Origin of the sequence: Pseudomonas sp. B21-012, from assembly GCF_024749305.1 — a bacterium.
GTDB lineage: Bacteria > Pseudomonadota > Gammaproteobacteria > Pseudomonadales > Pseudomonadaceae > Aquipseudomonas.
Genome location: NZ_CP087197.1, coordinates 5816741 through 5830289, shown reverse-complemented (window position 1 = coordinate 5830289; position 13549 = coordinate 5816741). Strand labels below are relative to the sequence as shown.

The 13549-nt window shown below is 62.3% G+C and carries 12 protein-coding genes and 1 pseudogene; 7 read left to right on the top strand and 6 right to left on the bottom strand.

Annotated features, from left to right (window positions below; translation table 11 throughout):
• Positions 1–178: 178 nt before the first annotated feature.
• Positions 179–1057, bottom strand: coding sequence for a LysR family transcriptional regulator (locus LOY37_RS26860; protein WP_045199572.1), 879 nt, complete (start codon positions 1055–1057; stop codon positions 179–181).
• Positions 1058–1304: 247 nt separating this feature from the next.
• Here LOY37_RS26860 and LOY37_RS26855 point away from each other — a divergent pair, with 247 nt between their 5' ends.
• The 4 genes from LOY37_RS26855 (at position 1305) to LOY37_RS26840 (ending at position 6625) form a co-directional block, all read left to right on the top strand.
• Positions 1305–2687, top strand: coding sequence for a glutamine synthetase family protein (locus tag LOY37_RS26855; protein ID WP_045199574.1), 1383 nt, complete (start codon positions 1305–1307; stop codon positions 2685–2687).
• Positions 2688–2704: 17 nt separating this feature from the next.
• Positions 2705–4198, top strand: coding sequence for an aldehyde dehydrogenase (locus LOY37_RS26850; protein WP_045199576.1), 1494 nt, complete (start codon positions 2705–2707; stop codon positions 4196–4198).
• Positions 4199–4212: 14 nt separating this feature from the next.
• Positions 4213–4992: a gamma-glutamyl-gamma-aminobutyrate hydrolase family protein gene (locus LOY37_RS26845; RefSeq protein ID WP_045199578.1), complete on the top strand. Its 780-nt coding sequence runs from the start codon at positions 4213–4215 to the stop codon at positions 4990–4992.
• A gap of 112 nt (positions 4993–5104) precedes the next feature.
• A complete protein-coding gene (locus LOY37_RS26840) occupies positions 5105–6625 on the top strand; it encodes an APC family permease (RefSeq protein WP_093378011.1) in 1521 nt (506 codons plus the stop codon).
• Positions 6626–6646: 21 nt separating this feature from the next.
• Here LOY37_RS26840 and gmk read toward each other — a convergent pair whose 3' ends face one another.
• Both gmk and LOY37_RS26830 read right to left on the bottom strand, forming a co-directional pair.
• A complete protein-coding gene (gene gmk, locus LOY37_RS26835; RefSeq protein ID WP_045199581.1) occupies positions 6647–7267 on the bottom strand; it encodes a guanylate kinase in 621 nt (206 codons plus the stop codon).
• 13 nt (positions 7268–7280) lie between these two features.
• The gene (locus LOY37_RS26830; protein WP_258716069.1) at positions 7281–8144 is read right to left on the bottom strand and encodes a YicC/YloC family endoribonuclease; all 864 of its coding nucleotides are present in this window, start codon (positions 8142–8144) and stop codon (positions 7281–7283) included.
• Positions 8145–8381: 237 nt separating this feature from the next.
• Here LOY37_RS26830 and rph point away from each other — a divergent pair, with 237 nt between their 5' ends.
• Both rph and LOY37_RS26820 read left to right on the top strand, forming a co-directional pair.
• Entirely contained in the window at positions 8382–9104 is a 723-nt protein-coding gene (rph, locus tag LOY37_RS26825) for a ribonuclease PH (protein WP_045199585.1), read from the top strand.
• A 24-nt stretch (positions 9105–9128) separates the two neighbouring features.
• Positions 9129–9497, top strand: coding sequence for a DUF4870 domain-containing protein (locus LOY37_RS26820; RefSeq protein WP_258716068.1), 369 nt, complete (start codon positions 9129–9131; stop codon positions 9495–9497).
• A gap of 66 nt (positions 9498–9563) precedes the next feature.
• Here the strand turns inward: LOY37_RS26820 and LOY37_RS26815 are convergent, their stop codons facing one another.
• Positions 9564–10343, bottom strand: a complete 780-nt coding sequence (locus LOY37_RS26815) for an exodeoxyribonuclease III (RefSeq protein WP_010225880.1) — start codon at positions 10341–10343, stop codon at positions 9564–9566.
• Between the two features lie 80 nt (positions 10344–10423).
• On the opposite strand from LOY37_RS26815, the gene pyrE reads away from it, so the two are divergent.
• Positions 10424–11065 carry an orotate phosphoribosyltransferase gene (pyrE, locus tag LOY37_RS26810; RefSeq protein ID WP_045199589.1) on the top strand — a complete coding sequence of 214 codons (642 nt, stop codon included), beginning with the start codon at positions 10424–10426 and terminating at the stop codon, positions 11063–11065.
• A 41-nt stretch (positions 11066–11106) separates the two neighbouring features.
• Here pyrE and argB read toward each other — a convergent pair whose 3' ends face one another.
• Both argB and LOY37_RS26800 read right to left on the bottom strand, forming a co-directional pair.
• Complete coding sequence (gene argB, locus LOY37_RS26805) at positions 11107–12012, bottom strand: acetylglutamate kinase (protein WP_045199591.1); 906 nt, start codon at positions 12010–12012, stop codon at positions 11107–11109.
• Positions 12013–12041: 29 nt separating this feature from the next.
• Positions 12042–13418: pseudogene (locus LOY37_RS26800) on the bottom strand (phosphomannomutase/phosphoglucomutase); the annotation flags it as partial.
• Between the last annotated feature and the right edge of the window lie 131 nt (positions 13419–13549).

The following is a 13549-nucleotide window of genomic DNA, read 5'->3' as shown; positions in this document are numbered from 1 at the left end:
AAATCACCAGCCTTTAGGGAAGCGCTGATTTCATTTCGAGCCCTTGATACCTCGACGATACCTACTTGCAGGGCTCTAGCACAACTGTCTTGTATGCGTGCTCAATTCAATAGCATCGCGGGGCAAGCTCGCTCCTACAGAGGTTCTGTGGGAGCGGGCTTGCCCCGCGAGGACGATTTCACTGGCGACCCAAGGCATCGCGCAGGCGCGGGGTCAATTCGTCGAACAGCGTCTGCACTGAACGCAAGGCGCGGCAATCGGGGCGGGTCAGCAGCCAGACTTCGGTGTCGCAGCCGGGCAGGGCAGCGCTCAGCGATTCGACGCCGGGCAGGGTATGGGCCATGTAGTCTGGCAGGGCCGCCACGCCCAGGCCGGCGGTTACCAGCTGGGCAATCGCCGAGATGCTGCTGCAACGGTAGCGCGGCATGACCCCGGGCAGGTGTTCGCTGCGCCAGACCACGGTGGGGTGGTCCTGCATGGTGTCGTCCGGGGCTATCCACGGCAGCGCCGCCGGCGCGTCCTTGAGCTTGTCGCGAAACTCTTCGCGGCCGCACACCACATAGGACGCCGATCCCAGGCAGCGCCCGACCAGGTGCTCCGGCGGGGTGTTGGTCAGGCGCAGGGCCAGGTCGGCATCGCGCCGGCTGAGGTTGGCAAAGGTGTTGGAGGTCGCCAGCTCCAGCGACAGCGCCGGATACGCCGGCATGAACTCGGCCAGCGCTGGCAGCAGCAGGCTGTGCAGCACGGCGTCGGTGCAGGTCAGGCGCACCGTGCCGCTGACCACCTGCTCACCGAGTTCCAGCGCCACCCGCGCGGCATCCAGTGCCTGCTCGGCGCGTTCGGCCTGCTCGGCCAGGGCCTGGGCGGTACCGGTGGGGATGTAGCCTTTGCGGCTTTTGACGAACAACGCGGTACCCAGGGCGGCTTCCATGCGCCGGATCGAACGAAAAACAGTCGATACATCGACCTTCAGCAGCTCGGCGGCCTTGGCCAGGGAGCGGCCGCGGACCAGTGCAAGCACCAGGGAAAGGTCGGCGTGGCTGATCTGATATTGCATGGATGCACTCTTTACTTGCCTAAATGCCAATGTCTGTTGCGTGGGGGCCATTCTATAGTGAGGCGGCAGTCGTGAATCAAGTCGCGACGTTGTCAGAAAAATCTGGAACGTCCGTGCGAACCCACGGCTTTCAGCTGTTCCCCACGATGGGACCACTTAAAAAGAACAAATGAAACCATCGCCGCTCTCGATAGCGCAGTAGTACCTCCTCCATGTCGTTCGATAAAAAATCAAAGGATGCCTAGCCATGACGTCGGTCTCCCCGTGCGCCATCCCTCTCGATGAGATGGGCGAATTTCTCCAGGCCCACCCTGAGGTGCAATTTGTCGATCTGCTGATTGCAGACATGAACGGCGTGGTGCGTGGCAAGCGCATCGAGCGTGCAAGCCTGGTTAAAGTCTACGAAAAAGGCATCAACCTGCCGGCTTCGCTGTTTGCCCTGGACATCAACGGCTCGACCGTCGAGAGCACCGGCCTGGGCCTGGACATCGGCGATGCCGACCGCATCTGCTTCCCGATCCCCGGTACCTTGGCCTACGAGCCGTGGCAGAAGCGCCCGACGGCGCAGTTGCTGATGACCATGCACGAACTGGACGGAACGCCATTCTTCGCCGACCCGCGGGAAGTGCTGCGCAGCGTGGTGGAGAAGTTCGATGCGCTGGGCCTGGATATTTGCGCGGCGTTTGAGCTTGAGTTCTACCTGATCGACCAGGACAACCTCAACGGCCGCCCGCAACCGCCGCGTTCGCCGATCTCCGGCAAGCGCCCGCAGTCGACCCAGGTGTACCTGATCGACGATCTCGACGAATACGTCGATTGCCTGCAGGACATGCTTGAAGCCGCCAAGGAGCAGGGCATCCCGGCGGATGCGATCGTCAAGGAAAGCGCCCCGGCGCAGTTCGAGGTCAACCTGCACCACGTTGCCGACCCGATGAAGGCCTGCGACTACGCGGTGTTGCTCAAGCGCCTGATCAAGAACATCGCCTACGACCATGAAATGGACTCCACTTTCATGGCCAAGCCCTATCCGGGCCAGGCGGGCAACGGCCTGCACGTGCATATCTCGTTGCTGGACAAAAAAACCGGCAAGAACATCTTCACCAGCGAAGACCCCGAGCAAAGCGAAACCCTGCGCCACGCCATTGGTGGTGTGCTCGAGACCATGCCGGCGTCAATGGCCTTCCTGTGCCCGAACATCAACTCCTACCGGCGTTTCGGTGCCCAGTTCTACGTGCCCAACGCGCCGAGCTGGGGGCTGGACAACCGCACCGTAGCGGTCCGCGTGCCGACCGGCAGCAGCGATGCCGTGCGTATCGAGCACCGGGTTGCCGGCGCCGATGCCAACCCGTACCTGATGATGGCGGCCATTCTCGCCGGCATCCACCACGGCCTGACCAACCAGATCGAGCCGGGAGCGCCTATCGAGGGCAACTCCTACGAGCAGTTGGAGCAGAGCCTGCCGAACAACCTGCGCGATGCGCTGCGTGAGCTCGATGACAGTGAAGTGCTGAACAAGTACATCAGCCCCGACTACATCGATATTTTTGTCGCCTGCAAGGAAAGCGAGATGGCCGAGTTCGAGGTGTCGATTTCCGACCTCGAATACAACTGGTACCTGCACACGGTGTGACGCCGGAGAAAACAACAATGACAACAGCACCACGCCAACACTGGGAACAGCTTTTCCAGGGCCTGAACATCGAAGGCCGCGCCTTCATCGACGGCCAGTACTGCGCCAGTGTGTCCGGCGAGACTTTCGAGTGTTCAAGCCCGGTCGACGGCCGCCAGCTGGCGCAGATCGCCAGCTGTGACAGCGCCGATGCCGAACGCGCGGTAGCTGCGGCCCGGCGCAGTTTCGACAGTGGCGTCTGGGCCAACCAGGCGCCGGCCCAGCGCAAGCGGGTGCTGATTGCTTTTGCAGATTTGCTTCTGGCCAATGCTGAAGAACTGGCATTGCTCGAGACCCTGGACATGGGCAAGCCGATTGCCGATGCCCTGAGTATTGACATTCCGGCGGCGGCCAACGCCATCCGCTGGAACGCTGAAGCCATCGACAAGATTTACGACGAAGTTGCTGCGACCCCGTCCGACCAGCTGGGTTTGGTCACCCGCTCGCCGGTCGGCGTGGTCGCGGCCATTGTTCCGTGGAACTTTCCACTGATGATGGCCTGCTGGAAACTCGGCCCGGCCCTGGCCACCGGTAACTCGGTGATCCTCAAGCCGTCCGAAAAATCGCCGCTGACCGCCATTCGTATCGCCCAACTGGCGATCGAAGCCGGTTTGCCGGCGGGTGTCCTTAACGTGCTGCCAGGTTACGGCCACACCGTCGGCAAGGCCCTGGCCCTGCACATGGACGTCGATACCCTGGTGTTCACCGGTTCCACCCGCATTGCCAAGCAGCTGATGGTCTACGCCGGCGAGTCGAACATGAAGCGCGTCTGGCTCGAAGCCGGTGGCAAGAGCCCGAATATCGTCTTCGCCGACGCCCCGGACCTGCAGGCCGCCGCCGAAGCTGCGGCCAGCGCTATCGCTTTCAACCAGGGCGAAGTGTGCATTGCCGGTTCGCGCCTGTTGGTTGAACGCTCGATCAAGGACCAGTTCCTGCCGATGGTGGTCGAGGCCCTCAAGGCCTGGAAGCCCGGCCATGCGCTGGACCCGGACACCCGCGTCGGGGCCCTGGTCGACACCACCCAACTGGACACCGTGCTCGGTTACATCGAAGCCGGCAAGGCTGACGGTGCCACCCTGGTCACCGGTGGCGAGCGGGTGCTGGAAGACACCTGCGGTGTTTACGTGCAGCCAGCGATCTTCGATGGCGTGACCAATGCCATGCGTATCGCCCGCGAAGAAATCTTCGGCCCGGTGCTGTCGGTGATCACCTTCGATAGCGCCGAACAAGCCATCGACATTGCCAACGACTCGCCCTTCGGCCTGGCGGCGGCGGTGTGGACCAGCAACATTTCCCGTGCCCACAACACCGCTCGCGCCCTACGTGCTGGCAGTGTCTGGGTCAACCAGTACGACGGCGGCGACATGACCGCACCGTTTGGCGGCTTCAAGCAGTCGGGTAATGGCCGGGACAAATCGTTGCACGCTTTCGACAAATACACCGAACTCAAGGCGACCTGGATCAAGCTGTAAGGGAGGGTGAACCCATGCAAACTACCGCAGCAATGCCGCCTTTGATTGGCGTTTCCGCTTGCCGCCAGCAACTGGGCAAGAACTCGTCGCACACCGTGGGCGACAAATATGTCGAGGCCGCAGGCTTTGCCGGGATCCCCCTGATCCTCCCGGCCAGGGCCGAGCCCAGCGACCCGCGCCGCGTACTGGAGCGGCTCGATGGCATTCTTTTTACCGGTTCGCCTTCAAATGTCGAGCCGCATCATTACAATGGCGCCCCCAGCGTGGAAGGGACCCAGCACGACGTGTTTCGCGATCGACTGACCCTGCCGCTGCTGCAGGCGGCGATTGCCGACGGCGTGCCGGTGTTCTGCATCTGCCGTGGTTTCCAGGAACTCAACGTGGCCCTCGGTGGCACCCTGCACCAGCGGGTGCAGGAACTGCCGGGTTACCTGGATCATCGCGAGCCGCAGGACGCCCCGCTGGAAGAACAGTACAGCCCCCGTCACCTGGTCACTGTCCAGCCCGGCGGGTTGTTCGAACGCCTGGGGATGGAGCACAGCTTCATGGTCAATTCGCTGCACAGCCAGGGTATCGATCGCCTGGCTGGCGGCTTGCGCGCCGAGGCATTGGCCCCCGACGGGCTGATCGAAGCGGTGTCGATGCAAGACGCCCCGGGCTTTGTGGTCGGCGTGCAATGGCACCCCGAGTACCGTTTTGCCGACAACCCGGTCTCGCTGCGCCTGTTCCAGGCATTTCGTGAGGCATGCCTGACCCGTGCCATGGGCGAGCGGATCCGGGAGAAGATCCTATGAGGTCAGCCGGTTGATCCGGGCTTGAAGTACCACGCAACAGGTTTCAATGAGTGAAAGCGGACACCCCGCGGGGCGTCCTGAAAAACAATACCAATATTGGCGGCAACTACTCATGAGTGAACACAAAGCAGGCCTGTCCCCAGGTGAGGGCGGGCGATCCAAGGGGCTGGCCAAGGGCCGGCTCGGACTGCTGGCCAGCATCGTGCTGGGCATTTCCACCATCGCTCCGGTCTACACCCTGACTGGTGCGTTGGGTCCGACCGTGCGTGAAGTCGGGGCTCATCTGCCGGCGGTATTCATCGTTGGCTTCCTGCCGATGCTGCTGGTGGCCCTGGGTTACCGCGAACTGAATGCGGCCGAGCCGGACAGCGGTACTTCCTTTACCTGGTCGGCACGGGCGTTCGGCCCGATGATCGGCTGGATTGGCGGCTGGGGGCTGGTTACCGCAACCACCATCGTGCTGTCCAACCTGGCCGGGGTGGCCGTCGACTTCTTCTATCTATTCCTTGGGCAGATCACCGGCAGCCACGAGGTGGCTGCGCTGAGCGACAACCTGTTGATCAATGTCGTCACCTGTTGCGTGTTCATCGCCATGGCGGTGTGGATCTGCTGTCGCGGCATCGCCACGACCATGACCGTGCAGTACGGCCTGGTGGCCTTGCAGCTGGTGGTGCTGGTGGGCTTTGCCATGGCGGCGTTTGGCGAGTCGTCGGCGACGCCACCGCTGGCGTTCGACCTGGACTGGTTCAACCCCTTCGGCGTTGAGTCGTTCTCGGCCTTTACCGCCGGCCTGTCGCTGTCGATTTTCATTTTCTGGGGCTGGGACGTGTGCCTGAGCATCAGTGAAGAATCGGTCGGCAGCGGTGATACCCCTGGCCGTGCGGCGACCCTGACGGTGCTGCTGATTCTTGGCCTGTACCTGGTCACAGCAATCGCTACCCTGCAATTCGCCGGTATCGGTGACATTGGCCTGGGCCTGAACAACCCGCGCATCCAGGAAAACGTCTTCGCTCACCTGGCCGGCCCGGTCATGGGGCCGCTGGCTATCCTGATGTCGATCGCGGTGCTGGCCAGCACTGCCGCCTCGCTGCAGTCCACTTTCGTATCGCCGGCGCGCACGTTGCTGGCCATGGGTTACTACGGCGCTGTGCCCGAGCGTTTCGCCAGCATCTGCCCGCGCTCGAAAACCCCGCGCTACGCCACCATCTGCGCCGGCATGGCGGCAGGTGTGTTCTACGTGACCATGCGTACCTTGAGCGAAAACGTCCTGGCAGACACCATCACCGCCCTGGGCATGATGATCTGCTTCTACTATTCGCTGACTGCCTATGCTTGCGTCTGGTACTTCCGCCACAGCCTGTTCGACAGCGTGCGGCATTTCCTGATGCGCGGCCTGTGCCCGCTGCTTGGCGGTGGCATCCTTTCGGTGATTTTCCTGCAGACAGCCATCGACAGCGCTTCGCCGTCGTTCGGCAGCGGTTCGCATGTGGGCGGGTTGGGCCTGGTGTTCGTGATCGCAATGATCATCACCGTACTCGGCCTGGTGCTGATGATGCTGTCGCGTCTGCGTGCGCCGGCGTTCTTCCTGGGCATGACCCTGCATCGTCACGCCACGGTCTCCAGCCGCCGCTAAGCGGCTGGAGCGGCAGGTTGCTCAGGCAAGCAATTGCTTGAGCAGCTGGCCATGACGCTGCTGCTGGTTGGCTTGCAGCAGGCGATTGGCGCGGAACACCGCCTTGAGGTCTTCCAGTGCCGTGGCGAAGTCATCGTTGATGATGACAAAGTCATACTCGTCGTAGTGACTCATCTCGCTCACTGCTTCACGCATCCGTCCTTCGATGATCTCGTCGCTGTCCTGGCCGCGGTTGGTCAGGCGCTGGCGCAGGGCTTCCTGGGTCGGCGGCAGGATGAAGATCGAGCGCGCCTCGGGCATCAGCGTGCGCACCTGCTGGGCGCCTTGCCAGTCGATCTCGAGGATCAGGTCCTGGCCCTGGTCGAGCGCCTGTTGCAGCGCGCTGCGCGAAGTCCCGTAGAAGTTACCGAAGACTTCGGCCTGTTCGAGGAAGTCGCCTTGCTCGATCATCAGCTTGAACTCGGTGTGTTCGACGAAGTGATAGTTCACGCCGTGCACTTCGCCCGGGCGCATGGCCCGGGTGGTGTGCGAGACCGACACCTGGATGCTGTTGTCAGCATCGATCAGGGCTTTGACCAGGCTGGTCTTGCCGGCGCCGGAGGGGGCCGAAACGATGTAAAGGGTGCCGCTGCTGTGATTCATGGTCGGGGTGGCCTTACTCAATGTTCTGTACTTGTTCACGCATCTGCTCGATCAGTACCTTGAGGTTGACCGCGGACTGGGTGCTGCGTGGGTCGAAGGCTTTGGAGCCCAGGGTATTGGCTTCGCGGTTGAGCTCCTGCATCAGGAAGTCCAGGCGCCGGCCGGCGGCACCGCCGGACTTGAGCACCCGGCGCACTTCGGTGACGTGGGTGCTCAAGCGGTCGAGTTCTTCGGCGACGTCGCTCTTTTGCGCGAGCATGACCATCTCTTGCTCCAGGCGCTGCGGGTCGAGCTCGGCCTGCATGTCGCTGAAGCGGTCGAGGATCTTCTGCCGTTGCGCCGCGAGCATCTGCGGCACCAGGGCGCGCAAGGTGGTGACCTCGCTGGCCATGTTGTCCAGGCGCTCGTTGATCAGTCGCGCGAGTTCTGCGCCTTCGCGGTTGCGGCCGTTCTTCAGCTCGTTCAGGGCCTCTTCGAACAGGGCCATGGCCTCGCTGTTGAGCGCCTGCGGGTCGGCGGCATCGGCCACCAGCACGCCGGGCCAGGCCAGAACCTCGAGCGGGTTGAGCGGCGCCGGCTGCTTGATCAGGCTGGCGACTGTCTCGGCGGCGGCAACCAGTTGCGCGGCGCGCTCGCGATCAACCCGCAGGGCCTTGCCGTTGTTTTCTTCGTTGAAGCGCAGGGTGCATTCGACCTTGCCGCGCGACAGGCCCTGGCGCAGGCTTTCGCGCACGGCGCCCTCGAGGTCGCGGAAGGCTTCTGGCAGGCGCAGGTGCGGCTCCAGGTAACGATGATTGACTGAGCGCAGTTCCCAGATCAGGGTGCCCTGGCTACCGGCGCGCTCGACTCGAGCAAAAGCGGTCATGCTGTGCACCATGGGAAGTACCTCGCGCAAAAGATGAAGGAAAGCCAAGCGGCTGAAGGCGCAGGATTGTAGCGCAGTGCGGCGCTGGCTCCCAATCAACTGATGTTACAAACCCTCACGCGGTTCCCGGAAAAACCCGACCTGCGGCCCTGGGCCGTCTGTTTCGGGGCCTGCGACAATAGGCGTGTCCTCATCGCCCGGCGCGCTCTATAATGCTGGGCAGATTCAAGTCCAGTACAGGTATCCCAAATGAAACGTCCAAGTGGTCGCGCTGCCGATCAGCTCCGCTCGATCCGCATCACCCGCAACTACACCAAACACGCCGAGGGGTCAGTACTGGTCGAGTTCGGTGACACCAAAGTCATCTGTACCGTCAGTGTCGAGAACGGTGTCCCGCGCTTCCTCAAAGGCCAGGGCCAGGGCTGGCTGACGGCCGAATACGGCATGCTGCCGCGTTCTACCGGCGAGCGTAACCAGCGCGAAGCCAGCCGTGGCAAGCAAGGCGGTCGCACCCTCGAAATCCAGCGCCTGATTGGCCGCTCCCTGCGCGCTGCGCTGGACATGAGCAAGCTGGGCGACATCACCCTGTACGTCGACTGCGACGTGATCCAGGCCGACGGCGGCACCCGCACCGCTTCGATCACCGGCGCCATGGTTGCCCTGGTTGATGCCCTGCGCGTGGTCAAGAAGCGCGGCGGCCTGAAGGGCGGTGACCCGCTCAAGCACATGATCGCAGCCGTCTCGGTAGGCATGTACCAGGGTGAGCCGGTGCTCGACCTGGACTACCTCGAAGACTCGGCCGCCGAGACCGACCTGAACGTGGTGATGACCAGCGCAGGCGGCTTCATCGAAGTACAAGGCACTGCCGAAGGCGCGCCATTCCAGCCGCAAGAGCTCAACGCCATGTTGGCACTGGCGCAAAAAGGCATGGTTGACCTGTTCGAACTGCAGCAGGCCTCGCTGGCTGACTGATACACCCAAGCCCAGGAGCAGAGCATGACCGAGCAGCCCTTGCAGTTGCCCACTCCCAACGCCGAAGTCCGGCAATGGGCGATGTTCTGTCACCTGGCTGCCTTGCTCGGCCTGGTCTTCCCCTTCGGCAGCCTGTTGGGGCCGCTGGTGATGTGGATCTGGAAGAAGGACGTCGACCCGTTCGTCGATGCCCAGGGCAAGGAGGCGCTGAACTTTCAGATCACCGTGTTCATCGCCGGGGTTATCTGCGGGCTGCTGATGTTCGTCCTGATCGGTATCGTGCTGTTTGGCATGCTGATGATTGCGGTGCTGATCCTGACCATCATTGCCGGGGTCAAGGCCAACGAAGGCCAGCCCTATCGCTACCCGCTGACCTGGCGGCCGATCAAATAATGATCTGGTAAAAGCTGAAGCCACAAAAAAACCGACATGAAGTCGGTTTTTTTGTGGTTGTACGACTTAGATGGTCAGCGTCCAGTCGTAATCCACGATCAGCGGCGCGTGCTGGGAGAAGCGCGGCTGGCGTGGCAGGCGTGCGCTGCGCACGAAGCGGCGCAGGCCCGGGGTCAGCAGCTGGTAGTCGAAGCGCCAGCCCAGGTTGAGCATCTCGGCCTGCTCGTTGTCTGGCCACCAGCTGTACTGGTCACCTTCACGGCTGACTTCGCGCAGGGCATCGACATAGCCCATGTTGCCGACAATCTCGTCCATCCAGGCGCGTTCCGGCGCCAGGAAGCCTGGAGACTGCTGGCCATCGCGCCAGTTCTTGACGTCGAGCTTCTGCTGCGCCACGTACAACGAGCCGCAATAGATGTACTCGCGACGCTTGCGCCGCTGCTTGTCCAGGTACTTGGCGAAGTCGTCCATCAACTTGAACTTCTGGTTCAAGTCTTCATCGCCGTTCATTCCCGAAGGTAGCAACAGGGTTGCAATACTTACCTTGTCGAAATCGGCCTGCAGGTAACGTCCGTAGCGGTCGGCTGTCTCGAAGCCCAGGCCGCTGATGACTGCCTTGGGCTGCAACCGCGAATAAAGTGCCACGCCGCCTTGGGCGGGAACTTCTGCGTCGCAGGCATAAAGGAAGTAGCCATCGAGCTGGAAAGCTGGGTCGTCGAGTTCAAAGGCCGAGGCGCGGGTATCCTGAAGGCAGATGACGTCAGCATTCTGGGCTTGTAGCCAGCTGAGCAAACCACGCTCAACGGCAGCCTGAATGCCATTAACGTTCACACTGATGATCCGCATAAATGGCCCCAAAAATCTCGTGCGTGTATGATACCCGAGCTGTACTCAATTAGCTAAATCCGTGGTATCCGGGACTCTTCATGCAGCCGTATCAGCGCGACTTCATTCGTTTTGCCATCGACCGCGGGGTTCTGCGCTTCGGTGAGTTCACCCTCAAGTCCGGGCGCACCAGCCCGTACTTCTTCAACGCCGGCCTGTTCAACAGCGGTTCGGCCCTGGCTCAGCTCGGGCGTTTCTATGCTGCGGCAATCGTCGACAGCAAGATCCCGTTCGACGTGCTGTTCGGCCCGGCCTACAAGGGTATCCCCCTGGCGGCAGCCACTGCCGTGGCCCTGGCCGAGCACCATGACCTCGACCTGCCGTGGTGCTTCAACCGCAAAGAGGCCAAGGCCCACGGTGAAGGCGGCAGCCTGGTCGGCGCACCGCTGACCGGCGATGTGCTGATCATCGACGACGTGATCACTGCCGGTACCGCCATCCGCGAAGTCATGCAGATCATCCAGGCCCAGCAAGCCAAGGCTGCTGGCGTGTTGATCGCGCTGAACCGCCAGGAGCGCGGCAACGGCGAGCTGTCGGCGATCCAGGAAGTGGAGCGCGACTTCGGCATTCCGGTGGTGAGCATCGTCTCGCTGACCCAGGTGCTGGAGTTCCTCGCCGACGACCCGGCGCTCAAGCAGCACTTGCCGGCCGTCGAGGCCTACCGGGCCCAGTACGGTATCTGAGGCAAACAAAAAGGCGACCCGAGGGTCGCCTTTTTTGTGCCTTAGCGCGGCTTGTGGTTGGTAATCAGGGTGCCTACGCCGCTGTCGGTGAAGATCTCCAGCAGTACCGCGTTCGGCACCCGGCCATCGATGATGTGCGAGCTGTTGACCCCGCCTTGCACCGCTTCAAGGGCGCAGCGGATCTTCGGCAGCATGCCGCCGTAAATGGTGCCGTCGGCGATCAGTTCGTTGACCTGCTCGGTGGTCAGGCCGGTGAGCACGGTGCCTTGCTTGTCCATCAGGCCGGCGATGTTGGTCAGCAGCATCAGCTTTTCAGCTTTCAGTGCTTCGGCAACCTTACCGGCCACCAGGTCGGCGTTGATGTTGTACGACTCGCCGTTGGCGCCCACGCCGATCGGCGCGATCACCGGAATGAAGTCACCTTTGACCAGCATGTTGAGCAGGTCGGTGTTCACTCCGACCACTTCGCCCACATGACCGATGTCGATGATTTCCGGAGTGGTCATCTCTGGCGTCTGGCGGCTGACGGTGAGCTTCTTCGCGCGAATCAGCTCGGCATCCTTGCCGGTCAGGCCGATGGCGCTGCCGCCATGACGGTTGATCAGGTTGACGATGTCCTTGTTGACCTGGCCGCCGAGGACCATCTCCACCACGTCCATGGTTTGCGCGTCGGTAACGCGCATGCCGTCGATGAAGTGGCTTTCGATCGACAGGCGCTTGAGCAGGTCACCGATCTGCGGGCCGCCACCGTGCACGACCACCGGGTTGATGCCGACCGCTTTCATCAGCACCACGTCGCGGGCAAAACCGGTTTTGAGCTCTTCGCTCTCCATCGCGTTGCCGCCGTATTTGATCACCAGGGTCTTGCCGACAAAGCGGCGGATATAAGGCAGCGCTTCGGACAAAACCTGGGCGACATGGGTGGCGGCATCGCGATCGAGGGTCATGCAGGGCTCCAGTTGGAACAGATAGTCGGTCAGAACTCGGGTTGCAGGTCAGGGGCAACGCGCTTTAGCTGGGCGCGGAATACCTCTTGGATACGCTGCAGTTCGGCGTCAGTGTCGGCCTCGAAGCGCAATACCAGCACCGGTGTGGTGTTGGAGGCGCGAACCAGGCCCCAGCCTTGTGGGTAGTCGACCCGCACACCATCGATGGTGGTCAGGTTGGCGTCGTTGCCCCAGTCGGCGTTGCGTTGCAGTGCATCAATGATGCTGAATTTACCCTCGTCGGTCACATCAATGTTGATTTCCGGCGTGGAAATATCGTTCGGGAACGCCGCGAACAGCTGTTCGGCATCGGTTTTGGCCTTGCTGAGGATCTCCAGCAGGCGCGCGGCACTGTAAATACCATCGTCAAAACCGTACCAGCGTTCCTTGATGAAAATATGGCCGCTCATTTCACCGGCGAGCAGGGCGCCGGTCTGTTTCATCTTCTTCTTGATCAACGAGTGACCGGTTTTCCACATTAGCGCGCGGCCGCCGTACTGCTCGATCAGCGGGGTCAGGCGGCGGGTGCATTTGACGTCGAAGATGATCTCGGCGCCCGGATTGCGCTCCAGCACGTCCTGGGCGAACAGCATCAGCAGGCGGTCGGGGTAGACGATGTTGCCGGTGTTGGTGACCACGCCGACGCGGTCGCCATCGCCATCGAAGGCCAGGCCCAGGTCGGCGCCGGTTTCCTTGACCTTGGCGATCAGGTCGACCAGGTTCTCAGGCTTGCCCGGGTCCGGGTGGTGGTTGGGGAAGTTGCCATCGACCTCGCAGAACAGCGGGATCATTTCGCAGCCCAGGGCTTCGATCAGCTGCGGGGCAATCACGCCAGCCGCACCGTTGCCGCAGTCCACCACCACCTTGAGCTTCTTCGCCAGCTTGATATCGCCGGTGATCTGTTTGAAATAGCGCTCGAGGATTTCGACTTTCTCGACGCTGCCTTCGCCGCGGCTCAGGTCGTTGGTTTGCAGGCGGATCAACAGCGCCTGGATCTGCTCGTTGGCCAGGGTGTCGCCAGCGATGACGATCTTGAAGCCGTTGTAGTTCGGCGGGTTGTGGCTGCCGGTGAGCATCACTCCGGACTTGCCGGCCAGTACGTTGGCGGCGTAGTAGAGGGCTGGGGTCGGCACCAGGCCGACGTCACTGACCTTGCAGCCGGCTTCGACCAGGCCCTTGATCAGTTGCTCGACCAGCATTGGCCCCGACAGGCGCCCGTCGCGGCCGACCGAGATGTTCGGCTCACCCTGGGCCAGCGTCTGGGCGCCGATGGCGCGGCCGATCCAATAAGCGGTTTCGGCGGTCAGGGTGTCACCGACCACGCCACGGATATCGTAGGCGCGGAAGATGCTGGCGGGAAGGTTCGGGGTCACTCGTTCCATGCTGGTCACCTGGGAAACTCCAATCTAAAAGGGTTGCTGAGAGCGTCAGCGGCAGCCACTGCGCGAGTCAATATGTCCGCCTTTGACGGCATTTTCGCGACAGAGTTCGCCGGTAA

Excerpts from the sequence above, each read along its gene's own strand:
- LOY37_RS26860 (WP_045199572.1), bottom strand. The coding sequence starts at position 1,057 with ATGCAATATCAGATCAGCCACGCCGACCTTTCCCTGGTGCTTGCACTG.
- LOY37_RS26855 (WP_045199574.1), top strand. The coding sequence starts at position 1,305 with ATGACGTCGGTCTCCCCGTGCGCCATCCCTCTCGATGAGATGGGCGAA.
- LOY37_RS26850 (WP_045199576.1), top strand. The coding sequence starts at position 2,705 with ATGACAACAGCACCACGCCAACACTGGGAACAGCTTTTCCAGGGCCTG.
- LOY37_RS26845 (WP_045199578.1), top strand. The coding sequence starts at position 4,213 with ATGCAAACTACCGCAGCAATGCCGCCTTTGATTGGCGTTTCCGCTTGC.
- LOY37_RS26840 (WP_093378011.1), top strand. The coding sequence starts at position 5,105 with ATGAGTGAACACAAAGCAGGCCTGTCCCCAGGTGAGGGCGGGCGATCC.
- gmk (WP_045199581.1), bottom strand. The coding sequence starts at position 7,267 with ATGAATCACAGCAGCGGCACCCTTTACATCGTTTCGGCCCCCTCCGGC.
- LOY37_RS26830 (WP_258716069.1), bottom strand. The coding sequence starts at position 8,144 with ATGGTGCACAGCATGACCGCTTTTGCTCGAGTCGAGCGCGCCGGTAGC.
- rph (WP_045199585.1), top strand. The coding sequence starts at position 8,382 with ATGAAACGTCCAAGTGGTCGCGCTGCCGATCAGCTCCGCTCGATCCGC.
- LOY37_RS26820 (WP_258716068.1), top strand. The coding sequence starts at position 9,129 with ATGACCGAGCAGCCCTTGCAGTTGCCCACTCCCAACGCCGAAGTCCGG.
- LOY37_RS26815 (WP_010225880.1), bottom strand. The coding sequence starts at position 10,343 with ATGCGGATCATCAGTGTGAACGTTAATGGCATTCAGGCTGCCGTTGAG.
- pyrE (WP_045199589.1), top strand. The coding sequence starts at position 10,424 with ATGCAGCCGTATCAGCGCGACTTCATTCGTTTTGCCATCGACCGCGGG.
- argB (WP_045199591.1), bottom strand. The coding sequence starts at position 12,012 with ATGACCCTCGATCGCGATGCCGCCACCCATGTCGCCCAGGTTTTGTCC.